Source organism: Blautia sp. BCRC 81119 (assembly GCF_003184505.1).
GTDB lineage: Bacteria > Bacillota > Clostridia > Lachnospirales > Lachnospiraceae > Blautia_A > Blautia_A fusiformis.
In genome coordinates this window covers 1-23,034 of record NZ_QJHD01000014.1, presented here as the reverse complement: position 1 = coordinate 23,034, position 23,034 = coordinate 1, and the positions used below count along the sequence as shown (strand labels likewise).

At 47.4% G+C, this 23,034-nt stretch carries 13 protein-coding genes and 1 tRNA gene; 12 read left to right on the top strand and 2 right to left on the bottom strand.

The features are described from left to right. Positions 1-16: 16 nt before the first annotated feature. Positions 17-4,258, bottom strand: coding sequence for a 2-hydroxyacyl-CoA dehydratase (locus DMI82_RS10020; protein ID WP_110103203.1), 4,242 nt, complete (start codon positions 4,256-4,258; stop codon positions 17-19). 302 nt (positions 4,259-4,560) lie between these two features. Here DMI82_RS10020 and tgt point away from each other — a divergent pair, with 302 nt between their 5' ends. The 10 genes from tgt (at position 4,561) to DMI82_RS09965 (ending at position 17,281) form a co-directional block, all read left to right on the top strand. After that, positions 4,561-5,712, top strand: coding sequence for a tRNA guanosine(34) transglycosylase Tgt (tgt, locus tag DMI82_RS10015; protein WP_110103202.1), 1,152 nt, complete (start codon positions 4,561-4,563; stop codon positions 5,710-5,712). A 157-nt stretch (positions 5,713-5,869) separates the two neighbouring features. After that, positions 5,870-6,184 (top strand): preprotein translocase subunit YajC, encoded by a 315-nt coding sequence (gene yajC, locus DMI82_RS10010; RefSeq protein WP_015527154.1) that lies wholly within the window; start codon positions 5,870-5,872, stop codon positions 6,182-6,184. 688 nt (positions 6,185-6,872) lie between these two features. Then, positions 6,873-8,216: an SPFH domain-containing protein gene (locus DMI82_RS10000; RefSeq protein WP_110103200.1), complete on the top strand. Its 1,344-nt coding sequence runs from the start codon at positions 6,873-6,875 to the stop codon at positions 8,214-8,216. Between the two features lie 84 nt (positions 8,217-8,300). Beyond that, positions 8,301-9,386, top strand: a complete 1,086-nt coding sequence (locus DMI82_RS09995) for a hypothetical protein (protein ID WP_022426084.1) — start codon at positions 8,301-8,303, stop codon at positions 9,384-9,386. A 13-nt stretch (positions 9,387-9,399) separates the two neighbouring features. Next, positions 9,400-10,200: a TPM domain-containing protein gene (locus tag DMI82_RS09990; RefSeq protein WP_110103199.1), complete on the top strand. Its 801-nt coding sequence runs from the start codon at positions 9,400-9,402 to the stop codon at positions 10,198-10,200. Between the two features lie 266 nt (positions 10,201-10,466). Beyond that, positions 10,467-11,552 carry a 3-isopropylmalate dehydrogenase gene (leuB, locus tag DMI82_RS09985; protein ID WP_015527150.1) on the top strand — a complete coding sequence of 362 codons (1,086 nt, stop codon included), beginning with the start codon at positions 10,467-10,469 and terminating at the stop codon, positions 11,550-11,552. A gap of 119 nt (positions 11,553-11,671) precedes the next feature. Continuing rightward, positions 11,672-13,345, top strand: coding sequence for a dihydroxy-acid dehydratase (gene ilvD / locus DMI82_RS09980; RefSeq protein ID WP_092068317.1), 1,674 nt, complete (start codon positions 11,672-11,674; stop codon positions 13,343-13,345). Between the two features lie 15 nt (positions 13,346-13,360). Beyond that, the gene (ilvB, locus tag DMI82_RS09975) at positions 13,361-15,043 is read left to right on the top strand and encodes a biosynthetic-type acetolactate synthase large subunit (RefSeq protein ID WP_110103198.1); all 1,683 of its coding nucleotides are present in this window, start codon (positions 13,361-13,363) and stop codon (positions 15,041-15,043) included. Beyond that, positions 15,036-16,118, top strand: a complete 1,083-nt coding sequence (serC, locus tag DMI82_RS09970) for a 3-phosphoserine/phosphohydroxythreonine transaminase (RefSeq protein ID WP_015527147.1) — start codon at positions 15,036-15,038, stop codon at positions 16,116-16,118. The genes ilvB and serC overlap by 8 nt, the downstream gene beginning before the upstream one ends. After that, on the top strand, positions 16,118-17,281 hold the full coding sequence (locus tag DMI82_RS09965) for a phosphoglycerate dehydrogenase (protein WP_021651414.1): 1,164 nt from the start codon (positions 16,118-16,120) through the stop codon (positions 17,279-17,281). Before serC ends, DMI82_RS09965 begins: the two co-directional genes overlap by 1 nt. Before the next feature lie 834 nt (positions 17,282-18,115). On the opposite strand, the gene DMI82_RS09960 is transcribed toward DMI82_RS09965, so the two are convergent. Beyond that, positions 18,116-19,087: a carbohydrate kinase family protein gene (locus tag DMI82_RS09960; protein ID WP_022427213.1), complete on the bottom strand. Its 972-nt coding sequence runs from the start codon at positions 19,085-19,087 to the stop codon at positions 18,116-18,118. A gap of 215 nt (positions 19,088-19,302) precedes the next feature. Here DMI82_RS09960 and glgB point away from each other — a divergent pair, with 215 nt between their 5' ends. Together glgB and DMI82_RS09950 are read left to right on the top strand one after the other, a co-directional pair. Beyond that, positions 19,303-21,576 carry a 1,4-alpha-glucan branching enzyme gene (glgB, locus tag DMI82_RS09955; RefSeq protein ID WP_110103197.1) on the top strand — a complete coding sequence of 758 codons (2,274 nt, stop codon included), beginning with the start codon at positions 19,303-19,305 and terminating at the stop codon, positions 21,574-21,576. A 124-nt stretch (positions 21,577-21,700) separates the two neighbouring features. Then, positions 21,701-21,773, top strand: a tRNA-Thr gene (locus DMI82_RS09950). Positions 21,774-23,034 lie beyond the last annotated feature (1,261 nt).

The following is a 23,034-nucleotide window of genomic DNA, read 5'->3' as shown; positions in this document are numbered from 1 at the left end:
TAACCTGCATTTATTGTTATGCGTCTTTTTTATCGTTTTTATGCAGATTCTTCTGTGCTGTGGAAAGCATAAGCTTGATCCTGTTCAGCTGATTTACTTCGCTGGCACCTGGATCGTAGTCGATGGCAACAATGTTGGCTTCCGGATGCTCACGGCGAACTTCCTTGATGACACCTTTTCCTACGATGTGGTTCGGCAGGCATCCAAAAGGCTGGATGCAGACGATGTTCGGGACACCGCCGTGGATGAGTTCCATCATCTCTCCGGTCAGGAACCATCCCTCACCGGTCTGATTTCCGGCAGAAACGATGGGCGCAGCCATTTTTGCAAGATCACGGATATCTGCGGCCGGTGTAAAGTGGCGGCTCTGCTCCAGGGCCTCATTTGCTGTTTTTCTCAGCCAGTCGATGGCTCTGAGACCAAGATTTGCGATGGTTGCCTTGGATTTCTTGAATCCAAGCTTTTCAACCTTGAAATTCTGGTTGTAGAAGCAGTAGCAGATAAAGTCGATAAGATCCGGAACAACCGGTTCAGCACCTTCTGCCTCCAGAAGATCTGCCAGGTGGTTGTTGGCAGCAGGCAGGAACTTGACCAGGATCTCACCTACGATACCAACGCGAGGCTTTTTCTCATCGGAAATCGGGATCGTATCAAAATCATGGACCATCTCACGGCACATTTTTTTGAAGGTACCATGGCTGACGCTGCTGCCTGTTACGAAGGCAATGACGCGCTGCTCCCAGATCTTGTGCTTGCGGTTTACGATACCCTTTTCCAGTTCGTAAGGGCGCATGCGATATACGCATTTCATCAGGATATCACCAAATACGGCACCGTAAACGATACGCTTGATCAGCGGCAGTGTCAGCTTAAAGCCAGGGTTGCTCTCCAGTCCGCTTAAGTTGAGGGAGATAACCGGGATCTGCTCCATGCCGGCTTTTTTCAAGGCACGGCGGATGAATGCGATATAGTTGGAGGCACGGCAGCCGCCGCCTGTCTGAGACATGATGACTGCAGTTTTGTTCAGGTCATATTTGCCGGAAAGAAGAGCATCCATGATCTGTCCCACAACCATCAGGGACGGATAGCAGGCATCGTTGTTTACATATTTAAGGCCCACATCAACAGCATGCTTGTTGTCGTTGGGGAGGACTTCCAGGTTATAGCCGGATGCCTTAAAAGCAGCCTCAAAGATTCCGAAATGGAATGGAGACATCTGCGGGCAGAGAATGGTGTACTCCTTACGCATCTGCTTGGTAAAGGATATCTTCTCAATGGAAGCCGGCTTGATGTTCCTTTTTTTATTCTGTGCCTGTTTTGCACGGATAGCAGCGATCAGGGAACGGATACGGATCCTTGCCGCACCCAGGTTGTTGACCTCATCGATCTTCAGGCAGGTGTAGATCTTGTCACTTCCATCCAGGATCTCATAAACCTCATCGGTGGTAACGGCATCAAGTCCGCATCCGAAGGAATTCAGCTGGATCAGATCCAGATCCTCTCTTGTTTTTACAAAATTTGCGGCAGAGTAGAGACGGGAGTGATACATCCACTGGTCGTTGACACGGATGGGACGCTCCAGATGTCCAAGGTGTGCAACGGAGTCTTCGGTAAATACGGCGATTCCGTAGCTGTTGATCATATCCGGGATACCGTGGTGGATTTCCGGGTCAATATGGTATGGACGGCCTGCAAGAACGATTCCGCGGCGGCCGGTTTCTTTCAGGTACTGCAGGGTTTCCTCACCCTTTTTCTGGATATCCATATGTACGGCCGTAAGTTCTTCCCAGGCCTTGTGGGCAGCGGCTTTGACCTCGGCGGCAGGAATATCCTGGAATTCTTCCACAAGGCGGTTTGTCAGGATATCCTCGGAAGTAAATGCCAGGAACGGGTTGCGGAAGGTGATGGACGGATCACTGAGTTCGTCCACATTGTTCTTGATGTTTTCCGCATAGGAAGTAACGATCGGGCAGTTATAATGGTTGACCGCATCCGGGAACTCGTTGCGTTCGTAAGGGATGCATGGGTAGAAGATAAACTTCACACCATTACGGATCAGCCATGTGACATGTCCGTGAGCAAGCTTGGCCGGGTAGCATTCGGATTCACTTGGGATGGACTCAATACCCAGCTCATAGATCTTACGTGTGGAAGTGGGAGAAAGCACCACCTGGTATTTCAGCTCTGTAAAGAAGGTATACCAGAACGGGTAATTTTCAAACATGTTCAGAACACGGGGGATACCAACCTGTCCACGGGTAGCCTTATCTGCGGAAAGAGGTTCATAGGAAAAGAGCCTCTTATATTTGTAATCGAAAAGGTTCGGGATATGATCCTTGTTCTTTTCTTTTCCAAGTCCGCGCTCACAGCGGTTTCCGCTGATGTATTTACGGCCGCCGGAGAATTTGTTGATGGTCAGACGGCAGTTGTTGGTACATCCACGGCAGTTTGCCATGGATGTAGTGTACTGGAGACTGTTGATCTGATCAATGGAAAGCATGGAGGTTTTTTCGCCCTCCTGATAGCGCTCTCTTGCGATCAGAGCAGCACCGAAGGCACCCATGATTCCGGCGATATCCGGGCGGATGGCCTGGCAGTTGGCAATCTTCTCAAAGCTGCGGAGAACTGCGTCATTATAGAAGGTACCACCCTGTACAACGATATGCTTGCCAAGCTCGGAAGCATCGGAAACCTTGATAACCTTGTAGAGGGCGTTTTTGATAACGGAGTAGGCAAGACCGGCGGAGATATCGGAAACCTCAGCGCCTTCCTTCTGGGCCTGCTTAACTTTGGAATTCATAAATACAGTACAGCGCGTTCCAAGATCAATAGGATGTTTTGCAAAAAGAGCTGCTTTTGCAAAGTCCTGTACTGTGTAGTTCAGAGATTTTGCAAAGGTTTCGATAAAAGAACCGCAGCCTGAGGAACATGCTTCGTTGAGCTGTACACTGTCAACAGTCTGGTTACGGATCTTGATACATTTCATATCCTGACCGCCGATATCCAGGATGCAGTCTACTTCAGGATCAAAGAAGGCAGCTGCATAATAATGGGAAACTGTTTCGACTTCACCTTCGTCAAGAAGAAGTGCCGCTTTGATCAGGGCTTCGCCGTAGCCGGTGGAGCAGGAAAAAGCAATTTCTGCATCTTCCGGGAGAAGGCTGTAAATTTCCTTGATGGAGCTGATGGTGGTTTTCAGCGGGTTTCCGTTGTTACTGCTGTAGAAGGAATAAAGAAGAGTTCCGTCTTCGCTTACCAGCGCGGTTTTTGTTGTGGTAGAGCCGGCATCGATTCCCAGGAAGCATTTGCCCTTATAGGTGGAAAGTTCTCCGGTTTTTACCCTGTAGGCACTCTGACGGTCATGGAAAGCCTGGTAGTCGTCCTCTGTGGCAAAAAGCGGCTCCATACGTTCTACCTCAAAATCCAGCTTGATGGTGGTCCGCATGCGTTCCTTCAGTTCAGTCAGGGAAACGGTAACATCCTGCTTTGCATTCAGGGCGGAGCCGATGGCTGCGAACAGATGAGAGTTGTCCGGTGCGATAATATGTTCATCATCCAGCTTCAGGGTTCGGATAAAAGCGGCCTTCAGCTCAGAAAGGAAGTGAAGAGGCCCGCCAAGGAAAGCAACGTGTCCGCGGATCGGTTTACCGCAGGCAAGACCGGAAATGGTCTGGTTGACAACTGCCTGGAAAATGGAGGCAGAAAGGTCTTCCTTAGTTGCTCCGTCGTTGATCAGTGGCTGGATATCTGTTTTTGCGAAAACACCGCAGCGTGCCGCAATGGGATAAAGTGCCTTGTAATGTTTGGCGTATTCATTAAGACCTGGTGCATCGGTCTGGAGCAGAGATGCCATCTGGTCAATGAAGGAACCGGTACCGCCGGCACAGATGCCATTCATACGCTGCTCTACATTTCCGTTTTCGAAATAGATGATCTTGGCATCCTCGCCTCCAAGCTCGATAGCAACATCCGTCTTTGGTGCCAGCTTCTGCAGGGAAGTGGATACGGCGATAACCTCCTGTACAAAAGGTACTTCCAGATGATTGGCAAGTGTCAGTCCGCCGGAACCTGTAATGACCGGACAGAGTGTCAGTTCACCAAGCTGATCCTCAGCTTTCTGAAGAAGATCTGCAAGGGTTTCCTGGATATTTGCAAAATGTCTCTCATAGTCGGAGAAGACAAGCGTATCGTTTTCGTCTAAGATCGCAATCTTAACAGTGGTGGAACCAATGTCAATTCCAAGTGTGTGTTTCTTCATAAAAAATTGATTTCCTCCTCGTTGTATCTATACAGGGGTTTCCCGACTCTGACATTTCTGTCAGATGGGAGTTGTTTCTTCTTATTATAAAGGATTTTTAAGCGAATATTCTATATTATACGATATCGTTTAAAAAATGGCAATGTAAAAGTTTAACAATCAGTAGCCGTAAAGAAAAAAATGTGTTATGATATTGACTAAAAGTTTTGAAAGATATTTGCATCGGCAGCTGGTTATGGCTGTACTTGTAACACAGATGCCGGACAGGGACAACTTTAAAATGTTTTTAGAAGGGAAATGAAATGGCAGAATATAAACTGATCACAACAGAAGGAAGAGCGAAAAGGGGCGAGTTTAAGACGGTCCACGGAACGATCCAGACTCCTGTTTTTATGAATGTAGGAACGATTGCAGCAATTAAAGGCGCAGTTTCCACTGTGGATCTTCATGAGATCGGTACACAGGTAGAGCTGTCCAATACCTATCATCTTCATGTGCGCCCTGGTGACAAGGTGGTAAAGCAGCTGGGAGGTCTTCATGAATTTATGAACTGGGATAGACCGATCCTTACCGATTCCGGCGGATTCCAGGTGTTTTCGCTGGCGAAGCTTCGTAAGATCAAGGAAGAGGGCGTGTACTTTAACTCTCATATCGATGGTCATAAGATTTTTATGGGACCGGAGCAGAGCATGCAGATCCAGTCAAATCTGGCCTCTACCATTGCAATGGCCTTTGATGAGTGCCCAAGCAGTGTGGCAGACAGGGATTATGTACAGAGATCGGTAGCGCGTACAACACGCTGGCTTAAAAGATGCAAGGATGAGATGGCTCGTCTGAACAGTCTGCCGGATACCATTAACAAGAACCAGCTTCTTTTTGGTATTAACCAGGGGGCTGTTTATGAAGATATCCGTATTGAGCATGCCCAGGCTATCGCGGAGATGGATCTGGACGGCTATGCAGTTGGCGGCCTTGCAGTTGGTGAAAGTCATGAGGAGATGTACCGGATCCTGGATGAGGTGGTTCCGCATTTGCCACAGAACAAGCCGACGTATCTTATGGGGGTTGGTACCCCGGCCAATATCCTGGAGGGGGTTGAGCGTGGTATTGACTTTTTTGACTGTGTATATCCCAGCCGTAACGGCCGTCATGGTCACGTGTATACCAATCATGGCAAGATGAATCTTTTTAATGCAAAGTATGAGCTGGATTCCAAACCGATCGATGAGGAGTGCCAGTGCCCGACCTGCCGTCATTACAGCAGAGCGTATATCCGTCATCTTCTGAAGGCGAAGGAGATGCTTGGTATGAGGCTTTGTGTTCTGCATAACCTGTATTTCTATAATCATATGATGGAAGAAATCCGGGATGCGCTGGATGCAGGAAATTTTGCGGCTTATAAGAAGATGCGTCTGGAAGGCTTTGAGGAAGGCAGGATCAACGGGAACCGGTAAATTTTATTTATAAAATTTGTGTAAATTGCTTTGATTTTATAAGAAAACCCTTGAAGGTTTTTTGGTTTTTGTGTATGATAGTACGAAGTGACACTTTTAGAGGTCAGTAACGGCGGGGGTACCGCAGATTATTTGTTTTTAGCAGGAGGAATTTGAAATGATCGCATCATCTACAGCGGCAGCTGGCGGACTTAGCGCGGGTCTTGGTATTGTCTGGATCGTAGTTCTGTTTGGAATTATGTATTTTATGATGATCCGTCCGCAGAAGAAGGAGCAGAAGAGAACTCAGACTATGTTGAACAGCATGGAGGTTGGTGACAGTGTTGTTACTACCAGTGGTTTTTATGGTGTTGTTATTGATATGACTGAGGAAGATGTTATTGTTGAGTTTGGTAATAATAAGAATTGCCGTATTCCTATGAGGAAGCAGGCGATTGCTGAGGTTGAGAAGGCTGATCAGGCTTCTGCCTGATGCTTTTTTCGCAATAACGGGAATATGTGAAAGGCACTGCGTTTTTTTGTGACGTGGTGTCTTTTTTGTATGTGTATGGACGGATGAAGGTACGCTGGGGAAGGGGATGCTGGCTGGTCTGCGGCTTCGTCGGGGGCTGGCTTCTAGGACGCCGGAAATCTGCTAAAAGCGTTTTTAAAAAGTCCGAACTCGCGGCCTGCTGCCGCTCAGACAGCGGACTTTTTAAAAACAACGCAGATTCCCGCCGTCCAAGAATCAGCTCCCCTCCTGCAGAAGCAGAGCCATCCAGCATCCCCTTCCCCGGCTGGTGCTTCCGGTGAGAAAGGAGTGTCGTTTGACGGTAGGTTGTGGGTCGTCAGCGCTGCGCTGGACGACTGCAGTGGATGAGTTTGGGTTTGGGTGATGGGACGGCTGAGGCGCTGCGCTGTCAGCCTGGGGTTGCGGATGTGCCTAGAATTGCGGATGTGATGGGAGAATAGCCTTTGATGCCAGCGCAGATGGATTGTGTGGATGTGCTGAGATTGCGGATGTGATGGGAATATAACAATTGTAATATTGTATAGAAATAAGTGGATTTTTGGTAAAATTCGTGTAATAATGATGTTACTATCAGAAATGAGAGTGACGATGGCTTTGGAATATCGTAAAATTGTAAATAAGAATGAATTTTCAGAAAGGGGTTGGATTTATGGGTCTTATCAGAGCGGCTGTGGGTGCAGCGGGTGGTACGTTGGCGGATCAGTGGAAGGAGTTTTTTTACTGTGAGGCTATGGATAAAGAAGTGATGGTTGTGAAGGGGACGAAGAGGTCTTCTTCCAGGTCTTCCAATAAACATGGGAGTGATAATATCATTTCCAGCGGCAGCGGGATCGCTGTGGCGGATGGTCAGTGTATGATGATCGTGGAGCAGGGAAAGGTTGTTGAGGTTTGTGCGGATCCGGGAGAGTATACGTATGATGCTTCTACGGAGCCGAGTATTTTTTCAGGTAGTCTGGGTGACGGAATCAGGAAGACCTTTGATACGATCGGGAAGAGGTTTGCTTTTGGCGGTGATACGGGTAAGGATCAGAGGGTGTATTATTTTAATACCAAGGAGCTTGTGGATAACAAGTTTGGTACTGCTAATCCGATCCCGTTCCGGGTTGTGGATTCCAGGATCGGGCTGGATGTGGATGTGGCTGTGAGATGTCATGGTGTTTATTCCTACAGGATCGCGGATCCCCTTCTTTTTTATACGAATGTGTGTGGAAATGTGGAGCGGGAGTATACCAGAGAGGAGCTGGACGGACAGCTGAAGGCGGAGTTTATCAGTGCGCTGCAGCCTGCTTTCGGAAGGCTTTCGGAGCTGGAGTTGCGTCCGAATCAGATCGTGACTCATAATACGGAGCTGGAGAATGCCATGAATGAGGTGCTTTCTGCCAAGTGGGAGGAGCTTCGTGGGCTTAAGGTGGTCAGTGTGGCACTTGGTTCTGTGACATTGCCGGATGAGGATGCCGAGATGATCAAGCAGGCTCAGCGTACGGCTATGATGCGTGATCCTGCTATGGCTGCGGCTACTCTGACCGGGGCCCAGGCGGATGCTATGAAGGCTGCGGCTTCTAATTCAGCAGGGGCTATGACTGGTTTTATGGGCATGGGTATGGCTGCTAATGCAGGTGGTCTGAATGCGCAGCAGTTGTTTGAGATGGGCCAGAAGCAGCAGAGTGTACAGCAGCAGGCAGCGCAGCCGGTTTCGCCGGCAGGGAACGGAGCAGGGGCTGCGGCTGGTTCCTGGACCTGCAGTTGTGGTGCGGTTTCTTCGGGGAAATTCTGTCCGGAGTGTGGTGCATCGCGTCCGGTGGAGGACAGCTGGACCTGTTCCTGCGGTACGGTGAATAAAGGCAAGTTCTGTATGAACTGCGGAGCGAAGAAACCGGAGAAGAAGATGCAGTATCGCTGCAGCAGGTGCGGATGGGAACCGGCAGATCCGGAGAATCCACCGAAATTCTGCCCGGAGTGCGGTGATCCGTTCGGACCGGAGGATGCAGTATAGATCAGAAAGAGAGATGGTCAGGAGCAAAATGCAAGGTAACTCCTGCCGGTTGTTGGATACAGAATGATGAAGTGAGGTGAATATATGGCGAAGATGCAGGAGTTTAAGTGTCCGTGCTGTGGTGGCTCCATAGAGTTTGACAGTTCTGTGCAGAAGATGAAGTGTCCATTTTGTGATACGGAGTTTGATGTCGGGACGTTATCGGAATATGCCCAGACTGTGGAGGAAGAGCAGCCTGAGGATATGAGCTGGTCGGATGAGGCCGGCAGTGAATGGCAGGACGGGGAGAGTGAGGGGCTGCGTACCTATGTGTGCAAGTCCTGTGGCGGTGAGATCGTGGGAGATGCCAACACGGCAGCAACGGCCTGCCCGTTTTGCGGAAGTCCGGTGGTAATGACCGGGCAGCTGTCCGGTGCACTGAAGCCGGATTATGTGATCCCGTTTAAGCTGGACAAGAAAGCGGCAAAGGAGAGGCTGAAAAAGCATCTTACCGGTAAGAGGCTTCTGCCGAAAGCATTTAAGTCAGAGAATCATATCAGCGAGGTTAAGGGCATCTACGTTCCGTTTTGGCTGTATGACACAGACGCAGATGCAGATATCCGTTACCGTGCAACAAAGACCCGGTTCTGGAGCGATAGTGATTATGATTATACGGAGACCAGCTATTATGCAGTACACAGAAGTGGTTCTCTTGGTTTTGATCATGTACCGGTGGATGGCTCTGCCAGCATGGAAAATGATCTGATGGAGTCTATAGAGCCTTTTGATTTCAAAGAAGCGGTGGATTTTCAGACTGCGTATCTGGCTGGATATTTTGCAGATAAATATGATGTGACAGCGAGCGAGTGTGAGGAACGTGCCAATGAGCGTATCCGCCGCAGCACAGAGGCTGCATTCCGGGATACGGTGAGAGGATACGCCAGTGTGGTACCGGAGAATACCAGTATCCGGCTTCATAACGGGACAACGAAATATGCGTTATATCCCGTATGGATCCTGCAGACGAAGTGGAAGGGTGATAATTACATATTTGCCATGAATGGTCAGACAGGGAAATTTGTGGGAAATCTGCCTACAGACAAGAACGCTTTTGCACGATGGTTCCTGGGAACAACGGGGGTCGTGGGTGTGATCACTTATATTATCCTGTATCTGATCTGGGCTTTGTAGGGAGGTGGATGCCATGAAAAAAAGAATATCTGTATTTTTGATATCGATCCTTTTGTGTCTGGCATGTGCTTTTCCGGTATGGGCAGGCACCGTAAGCCGTCTGGATGACCAGGCGGGACTTCTGGATGCAGAGCAGCAGGATAGCCTGAGCAGTACTCTGGATGAGATCAGTGAGCGGGATCAGGTAGATGTTGTGGTCGTTACTGTTAACAGTCTTGAGGGAAAAACAGCCCAGGCGTATGCGGAGGATTATTTTATTGACCATGGATATGGGCAGGGGGAAAATGGTGACGGTATTTTATTCCTGTTGGATATGGGAGACCGTAACTGGGCCATTGCGACACACGGATATGCGATAGAAGTGTTTACGGATGCCGGACAGTCCTACATCATGGATCAGGTGAAGCCTTATTTAAGTGACGGTGATTATAACGAAGCGTTTCATAAGTTTGCCACGGAATGCGATGATTTTATCACGCAGGCAGATGAGGCAGAGCCATACGATGTGGAAAACCTTCCGGATGAGCCTTTTGCGGTTGGGATAAACCTGCTGATCGCTCTTGCTGTGGGGCTTGTGGCAGGATTATTGGTGACCGGAAATATGAGAAGAAAGCTGAAAACTGTGCGAAAACAGGATCGGGCGGCTTCTTATGTGCGGCAGGGCAGTATGAATGTGACCAGAAGTAATGATTTTTACCTCTACAGTACGGTATCAAAATCCGCAAAACCGAAAAATGAGGATAATAACGGTGGTTCCAGCACCCATACCTCATCTTCCGGTGATACCTTCGGCGGTTCCAGCGGGAAATTCTGAGAATATCATCAGGAAAAACAGAATATGATAAAAAAAGAAAGACTGCTGTACCGGAATGGTAGGGCAGTTTTTCTTTTTTCTGTGTGCGAAAGTATGTCTCTGTGGCGGCAGAAACAGGGAATTGCCGTTTATTTTTTACATTCCGGAAATAACTTTATCTATTTAATAGGTTGAAATCCGTCGAAAAGTGCGTTATGATAATAACAATTATCCACACCAGTGCGTTAAAATTTTACAGCACAGGGGAAATCGGAGGAGTGAATAAAATGGAGTACAAGATTGCCCTGATTCCGGGAGACGGAATCGGTCCGGAGATTGTTGCCGAGGCCAAAAAAGTTTTAGACAGAGTATGTGAGAAATACAGTCATAAATTTTCATACACAGAGGTTCTTTTAGGAGGGGCATCCATTGATGCTCACGGAGTACCTCTTACAGAGGAAGCCATTGCCCAGGCAAAAGCTTCTGATGCAGTACTGATGGGTTCCATTGGCGGCGATGCCAAGACATCCCCGTGGTACAAGCTGGAGCCGTCCAAACGCCCGGAGGCAGGTCTTCTTGCGATACGTAAGGCGCTGAACCTGTTTGCAAACCTTCGTCCGGCTTATCTTTACAATGAGCTTCGTGATGCATGCCCGCTCCGTGATGAGATCATCGGAGATGGTTTTGACATGATCATCGTAAGAGAGCTTACAGGAGGTCTTTATTTCGGAGCAAGAAAGACTACTGAGGAGAACGGAGTCCGCACAGCAGTAGATACTCTTTCTTATAATGAGAATGAGATCCGCCGTATTGCCATTAAGGCATTTGAGATCGCACGTAAGAGAAGAAATAAGGTTACAAGTGTAGATAAAGCCAATGTTCTTGATTCTTCCAGACTCTGGAGAAGTGTAGTAGAGGATGTGGCAAAGGACTATCCGGATGTAACACTGGAGCATATGCTGGTTGATAACTGTGCAATGCAGCTGGTACGTGATCCGAAGCAGTTTGATGTTATCCTTACAGAAAACATGTTCGGAGATATCCTCTCTGATGAGGCAAGTATGGTGACCGGTTCTATCGGAATGCTTTCCTCCGCAAGCTTAAATGAGACAAAGCTTGGTCTCTATGAGCCGAGCCATGGTTCTGCACCGGATATCGCAGGCCAGAACAAGGCAAACCCCATCGCAACCATTCTTTCCGCTGCTATGATGCTGAGATATTCTCTGGATCTTGATAAAGAAGCAGATGCTGTGGAAACAGCAGTACAGAAGGTTCTTACAGAGGGTTACAGAACAGGAGATATCATGTCTGACGGATGCAAGCTTGTCGGAACCAAAGAGATGGGCGATCTGATCGCAGATGCCATTGCATAAATGAAGCGGGACAGAGAGAAGAAAACGAAACAGAACAGAAAAACCCGGTACCTGGAAGAGGAAGTCTATAAACAGATACCGGATCCTATCGTAAAGAATAAAAAGGAGAGACCTTAAAAATGAAAAGTGATACCGTAAGAAAAGGCACACAGCAGGCACCACATCGTTCCCTGTTCAATGCCCTTGGAATGACAAAGGAAGAAATGGACAAACCACTGGTAGGAATCGTAAGTTCTTATAACGAGATCGTACCGGGACATATGAACCTTGACAAAATTGTAAATGCTGTAAAGCTCGGCGTTGCAATGGCTGGCGGCACACCGGTTGTATTTCCGGCGATCGCAGTATGTGACGGAATCGCAATGGGACACGTTGGAATGAAATATTCCCTTGTTACACGTGACCTGATCGCAGATTCCACAGAGGCCATGGCATTGGCTCATCAGTTTGATGCCCTGGTCATGGTTCCCAACTGTGACAAAAACGTACCTGGCCTTCTGATGGCAGCGGCAAGGATCAACGTTCCTACTGTATTCGTAAGCGGCGGTCCGATGCTTGCCGGCCATGTAAAAGGACACAAAACCAGTCTTTCCAGTATGTTTGAGGCAGTAGGCTCCTATGCAGCAGGAACCATCACAGCAGATGATCTGGAAGAATTCGAAAACAAAACCTGCCCGACCTGCGGATCATGTTCCGGTATGTACACTGCGAATAGCATGAACTGCCTGACAGAGGTTCTCGGTATGGGACTGAAAGGAAACGGTACCATCCCGGCCGTATACTCCGAGCGTATCCGTCTTGCAAAACATGCAGGAATGCAGGTAATGGAAATGTACAGAAGGAACATCCGCCCAAGAGACATTATGACAAAAGAGGCAGTTTTAAATGCACTTACAGTAGATATGGCACTTGGATGCTCCACAAACAGTATGCTTCATCTTCCGGCTATCGCACATGAAATCGGAATGGATTTTGATATCAGCTTTGCAAATGAGATCAGTGAGAAGACCCCGAACCTTTGCCACCTTGCACCGGCAGGCCCGACCTACATGGAAGATCTTAATGAGGCCGGTGGTGTCTATGCGGTCATGAATGAGCTGAACAAGCTGGGACTTCTCCATACAGAGTGTATGACAGTAACCGGAAAAACAGTAGGTGAGAATATCAAAAACTGTGTAAACCTGAATCCGGAGGTTATCCGCCCGATCGACAATCCGTATACAAAGACAGGCGGACTTGCCGTACTGAAAGGAAACCTTGCACCGGATGGTGGTGTTGTAAAACGTTCTGCTGTTGTACCGGAGATGCTGGTACATGAAGGTCCTGCACGTGTATTTGACAGCGAGGATGACGCAATTGTTGCCATCAAGAGCGGTAAGATCGTAGAGGGGGATGTTGTGGTTATCCGCTATGAGGGACCAAAGGGTGGCCCTGGAATGAGAGAGATGCTGAACCCTACATCTGCCATCGTGGGAATGGGACTTGGTTCTTCCGTAGCCCTGATCACCGACGGACGTTTCAGCGGTGCATCTAGAGGAGCCGCTATCGGACACGTATCACCGGAGGCAGCAGTAGGCGGCCCGATCGCACTGGTTGAGGAAGGCGATATCATCAGCATCAATATTCCGGAGCTGAAACTGGAGATCAAGGTTTCAGATGAAGAGATGCAGGCTAGAAGAGAAAAATGGCAGCCAAGAGAGCCGAAGGTGACAACCGGATATCTGGCAAGATACGCTTCCATGGTAACATCCGGAAACCGTGGTGCGATCCTGGAAGTACCGAAAGCAAAATAAGGAGGAACGAAAGATATGCAGCTTACAGGTGCAGAGATCATCGTAGAATGTCTGAAGGAACAGGGCGTTGATACCGTATTTGGATATCCGGGCGGCGCGATCCTGAATGTTTACGATGCCTTATATGAATACAAAGATGAGATCACACATGTACTGACCTCCCACGAGCAGGGTGCATCCCATGCTGCTGACGGTTATGCAAGAGCGACCGGAAAGGTAGGTGTCTGCCTGGCAACCTCCGGTCCAGGAGCAACTAACCTGGTAACAGGGATCGCGACTGCATACATGGATTCCGTACCGATGGTAGCCATTACTGCAAACGTAGGAAGACCACTCCTGGGAAGAGATTCTTTCCAGGAGGTTGATATCGCAGGTATCGTAATGCCTGTAACAAAATACAGTTTCATCGTAAAGAATATCGAAGATCTCGCAGATACGTTAAGAAGAGCATTTTATATTGCAAAAAGCGGAAGACCCGGCCCGGTGCTTGTGGATGTCCCGAAGGATATCACAGGAATGAAATATGAATATGAGCCATGCCATCCGGCTATGGTTAACCGTGAGATCAAAAGTATCCGTAAAGAAGATATTGATCAGGCACTGGAAATGATCAGAGAGGCAGAGAAACCGTTTATTTTTGTTGGCGGCGGATGTGTGATCTCCGGTGCTGACCAGGAAGTACGTGAGCTGGCTCGCAGGATCCAGGCTCCTGTCTGCGATACTCTGATGGGCAAGGGTACCTTCCCGGGAGAAGATCCTCTCTATACAGGTATGGTAGGTATGCACGGAACCAAGACTTCCGATCTTGGCGTAACAGAGTGCGATCTTCTTATTGTTCTCGGTGCACGCTTCAGTGACCGTGTAACAGGAAATACCAAAACTTTTGCACATAATGCAAAAATCCTTCAGATCGATGTGGATGCTGCGGAGATCAATAAAAATATCAAAGTGGATGCCAGTGTGATCGGTGATGTGAAGGAAGTGCTGAAATGCCTTCTGGAGGAAATTCCGAAGAAAGAACATCCGGAGTGGATCGCACATATCCAGGAATTGAAATCAAAATATCCGCTGAATTATGATCACACACAGCTTACAGGTCCGTATATTATAGAGAAGCTTTATGAGTTGACCAACGGTGATGCGATCATCTCCACAGATGTTGGACAGCATCAGATGTGGGCGGCGCAGTATTATAAATACAAAGAGCCGAGAACTCTTCTTACTTCCGGCGGCCTTGGAACCATGGGCTACGGCCTTGGCGCTGCAATTGGCGCGAAGATGGGCAGGCCGGAAAAAACAGTTGTAAATATAGCAGGTGACGGATGCTTCCGTATGAATATGAATGAGCTGGCAACAGCTGCACGCTGTGGCAGACAGCTGATCCAGATTGTTATGAACAATCATGTACTGGGAATGGTGCGTCAGTGGCAGACGCTTTTCTATGGAAAGAGGTACTCTTCCACAGTACTGGATGACGCCGTTGATTTTGTGAAATTATCAGAGGCGCTGGGTGCAAAAGCCATTCGTGTGACAAAGATGGAGGATGTGGAGCCTGCACTTAAGATGGCACTGGCAGCAGAGGAACCTGTCGTTCTGGATTGCTGGATCGATCAGGATCTGAGTGTGTTCCCGATGGTACCGGCTGGTGCGAACCTTGATGATGTATTTGACGAGGAGGATATGAAGAAACATGAGTAGAGTGTATAATTTTTCTGCCGGACCGGCAGTGCTTCCAGAGGAAGTACTCAAAGAAGTAGCGGATGAGATGATGGATTATAACGGCACAGGAATGTCTGTTATGGAAATGAGCCACAGAAGTGCAGCTTTTCAGGAGATCATTGATACTGCAGAGAAAGATCTTCGCGAGCTTATGAACATTCCGGATAACTACAAGGTACTTTTCCTTCAGGGAGGAGCATCCCAGCAGTTTGCCATGATCCCGATGAACCTCATGAAAAACAAGGTCGCAGATTATATCGTAACAGGACAGTGGGCAAAGAAAGCTTATCAGGAAGCTCAGAAATACGGAAAAGCAAACAAGATCGCATCTTCTGAAGATAAAACCTTCAGCTATATCCCGGACTGCAGTGATCTGCCGATCAGCCCGGATGCAGACTACGTATACATCTGTGAGAACAACACCATTTACGGCACAAAATTCAAAAAACTTCCAAACACAAAAGGCAAGACCCTGGTAGCAGATGTATCCTCCTGCTTCCTGTCTGAGCCGGTGGATGTAAGCAAATATGGTATTATCTATGGCGGTGTTCAGAAGAACATCGGACCGGCAGGCATGGTTATCGTGATCATCCGTGAGGACTTGATCACAGAGGATGTTCTTCCGGGAACCCCAACCATGCTTACTTATAAGACACATGCAGACGCAGGCTCTCTTTACAATACGCCAAATGCTTACTGCATCTATGTATGCGGAAAAGTATTTAAATGGCTGAAGAAGATGGGTGGTCTGGAAGTGATGAAACAGCGCAATGAGGAAAAAGCAAAAATCCTTTATGATTACCTGGATTCCAGCAAGCTGTTCAAAGGAACTGTAGTTCCGGAAGACAGATCTCTTATGAATGTACCGTTCGTAACCGGTGACAAGGAAATGGATGCCAAGTTTGTCAAAGAGGCAACTGAAGCAGGACTTGTAAACCTGAAAGGACACCGTACTGTTGGCGGAATGCGTGCCAGCATCTACAATGCCATGCCAAAGGCCGGCGTAGAGGCACTGGTTGCATTCATGAAAAAATTCGAGGAGGAGAATGCATAATGTTCCAGTATCATTGCCTGAATCCGATCGCTGAAAAAGGTCTGAAACTTTTTGGCGATAATTATAAAAAAACAGAGACTGCTGACCAGTGTGATGCAATCCTTGTAAGAAGTGCAAAAATGCACGACATGGAGCTGCCGAAGAGCGTTTGCGCAGTTGCACGTGCAGGTGCAGGCGTCAATAATATTCCGGTTAAGGAGTATGCAGAGAAGGGTGTTGTTGTATTCAACACGCCTGGAGCCAATGCAAACGGCGTAAAAGAGCTGGTACTTGCAGGTATGCTCCTTGCATCCAGAGATATCGTAGGAGGTATCGAGTGGGTTGCACAGGAGAAAGATAAAGAGCACATCGGCAAGCTTGCCGAGAAGCAGAAAAAACAGTTCGCAGGATGCGAGATCAGCGGCAAAAAGCTTGGTATCATCGGTCTTGGAGCCATTGGAGCCATGGTGGCAAACGCAGCATGCGGTCTTGGCATGGAAGTATATGGCTATGACCCATATCTTTCTATTGATGCGGCATGGAACCTGTCCAGAACCATCAAGCACAGCAAGAGCCTGGATGAGATCTACAGCCAGTGCGATTATATCACCATTCATGTGCCGCTTCTTGACAGCACTAAGAAGATGATCAACAAAGAAGCTTTCGATAAGATGAAGGACGGCGTAGTTCTTCTGAATTTTGCAAGAGATCTTCTTGTTGATGAGGATGCGCTGATCGAGGCTGTTGAGAGTGGCAAGGTTAAGAAGTATGTAACTGACTTTGCAAATGAGACAGTTGCAGGACGCGAGGGTATTCTGGTAACTCCGCATCTTGGTGCGTCTACAGAGGAATCTGAAGAAAACTGTGCAGAGATGGCTGTAAAGGAGATCCGCGATTACCTTGAGAATGGTAATATCAAAAATTCAGTTAATTATCCGAACTGTGATATGGGTACCTGTGTGGCTGTTGGAAGAATCTCTCTTGCGCACAGCAACACACCGAATATGATCAGTCAGGTTACCAAGATCCTTGGATCTGAGGGACTGAATATTGCGGATATGACGAATAAGAGTAAAGGGGAGTTTGCTTATACTCTTATTGATCTTGAGAGTGCGGCGTCTGCTAAGGCGTTGGATGAACTCAAGGAGATTGAGGGAATGTACAGGGTGCGTGTTGTTAAGTAAAGTAACAAGAGGTTAGAAATACTTTTTTTTAAATACTGTGTGGCGTTTGCTTTTTTGGCGAATGGCGTGCAGTATTTTTTTGAGGAAAAAAGGAAAACCGCAAAGGGGCCGCAAAGCCGCGGCCCCTCTGCACACCCCTCGGGCTTTTTTTAGGAGTGCTTGGTTGTGGAGGACGGGAGTTTTGTTGACTTGTGTCTGTATGCGACGGTGCTGGGAACGAAAGGTTGAGCCGATGGAGGAGAACGGCCTGAAGGGGTTGTTGAGAGTGAAAAAGTCTTGAGGCGTTATAGGTATGTGACGGTATTGGATGTGGAAGGTTGAGCCGAGAGTGAGGGTGGGAGGGCGTTGGCAGGTCTCGATGTGCGGGGCACATCTGCGGATTTTTTGGAATAATATAGAAGTGAATTTGAGGGGGAAATATATCAAATGCAGATATATCAAATGATCAAATGCAAATATATCAAATGATCAAATGTAAATATATCAAATGCAAATATATTAAGTGTAAATATATCAAATGCGAATATATTAAATGTAAATATATCAAATACAAATATAATGTGCAAATATAATATGCGTAATGATATTGGCTGTAAATTTTTATACGATAAGATATTAATAAAAATATATGATATAACAGGGAAAATATGAAGAATACACAACAATTGGCGGATAGGCGCGAAGCGCCGTTTCCGCGGTACGTGCCCGGAAAGAGGGGGTGCAGGGGGAGAAAAACGGGCTTCGTAACTTTGAGTGCTTTCTCCCCCTGCGGTGTTTTCTCAGCTTTTCAAAGCCAATAAACAAAAAAATAATTCAATAAAAGAAAAACATACACTACTTGCGGGATGCAATGAAGTCAAGAACTTCATCTCTTTCAGGCATTACGCGGAGTGCTCCCTTCTTTGTTGTGATGAGAGAAGCTGCTGCATTTGCAAAAGTAAGAAGCTCTGCGAGATTTTCGTCAGTGAGATCCTCAAGACCGTGTTCCAGCACATAATTCAGGGTGCTTGCACAGAAGGTGTCTCCTGCACCGGTGGTTTCAATGGTTTTTTCCTGAAGGAAAGGAGCAGCCTCGACCTTCCGTCCGCGATAATAAGCGCGGCTTCCGTCTTTTCCCATTGTGATCAGCACAAGCGGGATATGATATTTTTCTTCGATAAGGGCAGCACCCTTATCATAATCTGTTGTGTCAAAAAGAAATTCCACTTCATTATCAGAAATCTTCAGTACATCACAGCGTTCCATGCCGTATTCGATCTCTTTGCGGGCATCGTTCAGATCCTTCCAGAGTGGAGGGCGTAAGTTCGGGTCAAAGGTGATGATGCATCCGGCTTCTTTTGCCACGTCAAGAGCATAGCGGGTTGCTTCACGGACACCCTCATGTGTGGAAGAAAGCGTGCCGAAATGGAAGATCCTGGAATTGCGGATCAGATCGGCATCTACCTCATCCTTTGTCAGCATCATATCTGCACCTGGATTACGGTAGAAAGAAAAATCACGGTCTCCGTCCGGGTAAGTATGTACAAAAGCAAGGGTAGTGTGAATTTCATCGTCCATGACAAGATTTCTGGTATCAATGCCGCATTCTTCTACGGCAGCCTTCAGCTGCTTGCCGAACATGTCGTTTCCGACCTTTCCGATAAATGCAGTTTTTTTGCCAAGACGGTTCAGCATGGCAAGAACGTTACAGGGAGCTCCGCCCGGGTTTGCCTCGAAAGTAGGGTTTCCTTGGGAACTGTCACCGTTTTCTGTGAAGTCGATCAGAAGCTCGCCGAGAGCTGTTACATCATACTGTCTGTTTTCCATTGATGATTCCTCCTGATAAGTTATTTGTTTCATATTCTGCTTCATATTATAATCGTTACACATGATTTTGGGAAGGACCAAATCGAATTATTTTCTGTTCTGTTACCGGTTACTTGTGGTGCTTTTTGCGAAGATTAGAACTGTTATCTTTATTTTTCTGTAAAATGGTGGTAAACTTAGTCTATAAAACAACAAATATGATGGAGGAGACGATTATGGCTGATAAAGCGTATGAATATATGGATTGGCCCCGGATCGAGGCGATCGTTTATGGGGAGGAGGCATCACCTCGTGATGTGATGCAGCCAAGGGTAACAGAGGATGGCGTTCTGATCCAGGGATTTTTTCCGGGAGCGGATGCTGCAGAGGTTGTTGTAGGGGAAAAGAGTTATCCGATGATCCTGGAAGATGAGGCTGGTTATTATGCTGTAATGCTTCCACTGAAAAGGATTCCGGAATATCGTTTCCGTGTGATAAGAGGAAGCAGGAAAGAGACTTTTTACGATGCGTATGAATGTCCATGCCAGATCACGGAAGAGGAGGAACGAGCTTTTTGTGCCGGTGTCTATTACAAGGCATATGAGAAGCTGGGAGCGCATCCGGGGACCTGTGGCGAGGTAGAAGGAACATATTTTGCTGTCTGGGCACCCAATGCAATCCGTGTCAGTGTGATCGGTGATTTTGACAGGTGGGATGGAAGGCGTCTTCCGATGCATCGGATGCCAATGTCCGGAATTTTTGAGATTTTTGTTCCAGGTGTACAGGCAGGGGCCTCTTACCAGTATGAGATCAAGATCAAAGGCGGCAATGTACAGCGGAAGTCTGATCCTTACGGAAATGGAACCCAGGGAGCGCCGTCTGTGATTTCTGTTGTAACAGAGCTGGGGGAGTTTTTATGGCAGGATGAAGCGTGGATGAAGGAACGTGAAAGGTTTGCCAGCCGTGAAGTTCCGGTTTCCATTTATGAAACGGATGTAACAGAGTGGAAAAACAGTGGTGAATTGGTGGAGTTTCTGAAGGAAACCGGTTATACGCATGTAGAATTTCATCCGGTGATGGAGTATCTTGACCGAAGTTCAGGAGGATATTCTACGTCTGCGTATTATGCTGTGACTACCCGTTTTGGGACTGCGGCAGATTTCCGGACACTGGTGGAGGATCTTCATCAGGCAGGGATTGGCGTGATCCTGGATTGGACACCGGCTCAGTTTCCGCGGTTTGATGCAGGGCTTGAGAAATTTGACGGAACTCCTCTTTATGAAGTACAGGATCCGGCTATGGCCGTTCATCCGATGTGGGGCACCATGCTTTATAATTACGGAAGTCCTATGGTCAAAGATTTTCTTATTTCCAATGCGTTTTTCTGGCTGGATGAATTTCATGTGGACGGATTTCGGATGGATGATGTAGATGCGATGCTGTATCTGGATTTTGGAAGAGAGGCGGGACAGTGGACGGTTAATCTTTATAGTTCCAATGAGAATCTTCAGGCACTGGAGTTTCTGAAGCATCTGAATTCTATTGTGAAGAAGCAGTATCCGGGGATTCTTCTGATCGCACAGGAGGATGGTTTATGGCCGCAGCTTACAGACAGTGTGGAGAATGATCATCTGGGGTTTGACTATAAATGGAGTGGTGGCTGGACAAAGGATCTTCTTTCTTACCTGGAAGCAGAGCCTTTGGACAGACGAAATTATTATGATCAGCTGACGCTTTCCATGATGTATGCATATAGTGAGCATTATGTACTGACTCTGGGGAAGAGAGATGTGGGTACGTTAAAAGAGTTTCTGGAGAAGCTTCCGGGATCTTCAAGGCAGAAGGATGCTCAGCTGCGTGCTGCGTATGGCTATCTGATGCTTCATCCGGGTGTGAAGATGACAGCGCCGGATGGGGATGTGGGGCCGGAAATGAGGGTGTATCTGCATGATCTGAATGAACTTTACAGGAATCATCCGGCGTTGTATGCAATGGATGGTAATTCGGATGGGTTTGAGTGGATCCAGTTTACCAGCTATGATGAGAATGTGGTTGCGTTTCTTCGTAAGACGGAAAAGCCGGAAGAAACGATTCTTGCGGTGTGTAATTTTTCACCGGTATCTTATGACAGTTACCGGGTTGGTGTGCCTTTTGCAGGGAAATATAAGGAAATTTTCAACAGTGACAGTGAAAAGTTTGGCGGACAGGGTGTGGTGAACGCACGGGCGAAAGCGGCTGTTCATATGGAGTGTGATAACAGGGAGTTTTCTTTGAAGCTGAAGCTTCCGGCTTATGGTGTGGCGGTATTTGGGTGTACACCGGAGAAGGGGAATGTGAAGAAAAACTCTGTGAAGAAAGGAAATGTGAAAAAGACTGTGGGGAAAAGCAGGGGAAAGCGTATGGATAAAGCGAAAATGACGGTGGTTGAAAAATCTGTGGCTGTAAAGGATGCGGTAAAGGTTGTGAAACGGGTGGCTTCTCGCAGGAAGGGGGCTTCCGGGGATGAGTGATGGTTTGTGAATTAAATGGGAATATGGTTGGGGTGATTGGAGGGTAAGGATTTGAGTGGATTGTAGGAAAAAGTGCTTGCATTTTTTGTAAAATACGGTATAATATCAGTTGTGTTTAGCACAAGCTGGAATAGCTCAGTCGGTAGAGCACTTCACTCGTAATGAAGGGGTCGTGAGTTCGAGTCTCATTTCCAGCTTATATATGACTGATGGGAGTCCGGTGTCTTTGGAATATGAAGATGCCGGGCTTTTTTTTGTGTGTATGGATGTGGTCGAGGGACGCCAGAGGAAGGTGGCATTGCTCGGTGGATGCAGTCGGGGATGCTTTTGAGGTTTTGTGAGAAGGATGGAGAGGGACGCCAGAGGAAGGTGACATCGCTCCGGGGGTGGATGCAAGCGGGGATGTTTTTGAGGGACGCCAGAGGAAGGTGGCATCGCTCCGGGCAGGGACTCCGTCGGGGGATACTACTAGGGCTCCGTGAGACGGCTAAAAGCATTGCGGCAGGGCCAGAACTCGCCTGCGGCTCAGACAGCAGACCCTGCCGCAATAACGCCGTCTCTCGCAGCCCAAGTAGTAATCACCCCTCCTCCGCAGCAGCCCGGCCCGATGCCACCTTCCTCTGGCTGACGCTTCCAGCCGACAGGAAAAAACATGCGGGGGATGGAAGCGGACTGGGCGTCCTGTCCTGAAATGTTAGACTGGCACAGAATATTCCTATAAGTATCGAAGAATACAGAAACAGGATCGGCACAGCGTATCACCATAAATATCGAAGAATACAGAAACCAGATCGGCACAACGTTCCATTCTGAATACCGCAGCATACAGACAAAAGTCAATAACGCAGCACACACAACAACGAAGAACTATTTCCGTGCCCAAGAGGGTGGGGGTGCAGGGGGAGGGCCTTCGGGCTACGGAACTCTGAGATGGCCTTCCCCCTGCATATTCCCGCATTGAAAATGCGACCGGCGTAGCGCCATACAGCGAAGAGACTTATTATTAAAAAACAACACAATAAACAACAATAAAGATAATCCTAAAAATTACAAATAAGAATAAAAAATTGTCCTATAAAAACAAACTTCCAGGAAAATCTAAAAAAATTGAAATTTATGGTTGACAAGCATAACTCCCAGTGGTATTATAACTGAGCTGTCGCAAATAATTGTTTTCAAAAAAAAAACAATTAAAAAGGATTTCAGAAAAATGAAATTCACAGTTGACAAAAGACAGAAGATATGATAAAGTATCCAAGTCGTCAACGAAACGACAACAAAATCTTAACTCAAAAATGTTTGAAAAAAACTTAAAAAAGTGCTTGACAAACAAAAAGAAATGAGATAAAATAAACGAGCTGTCTGAGAGACAGACACAACAAACCTTGATAACTAAACAGTGAAACACATACGATTCTCGAAAATTTCTTTACATTTAAAGAACGGTTTAAACAAACC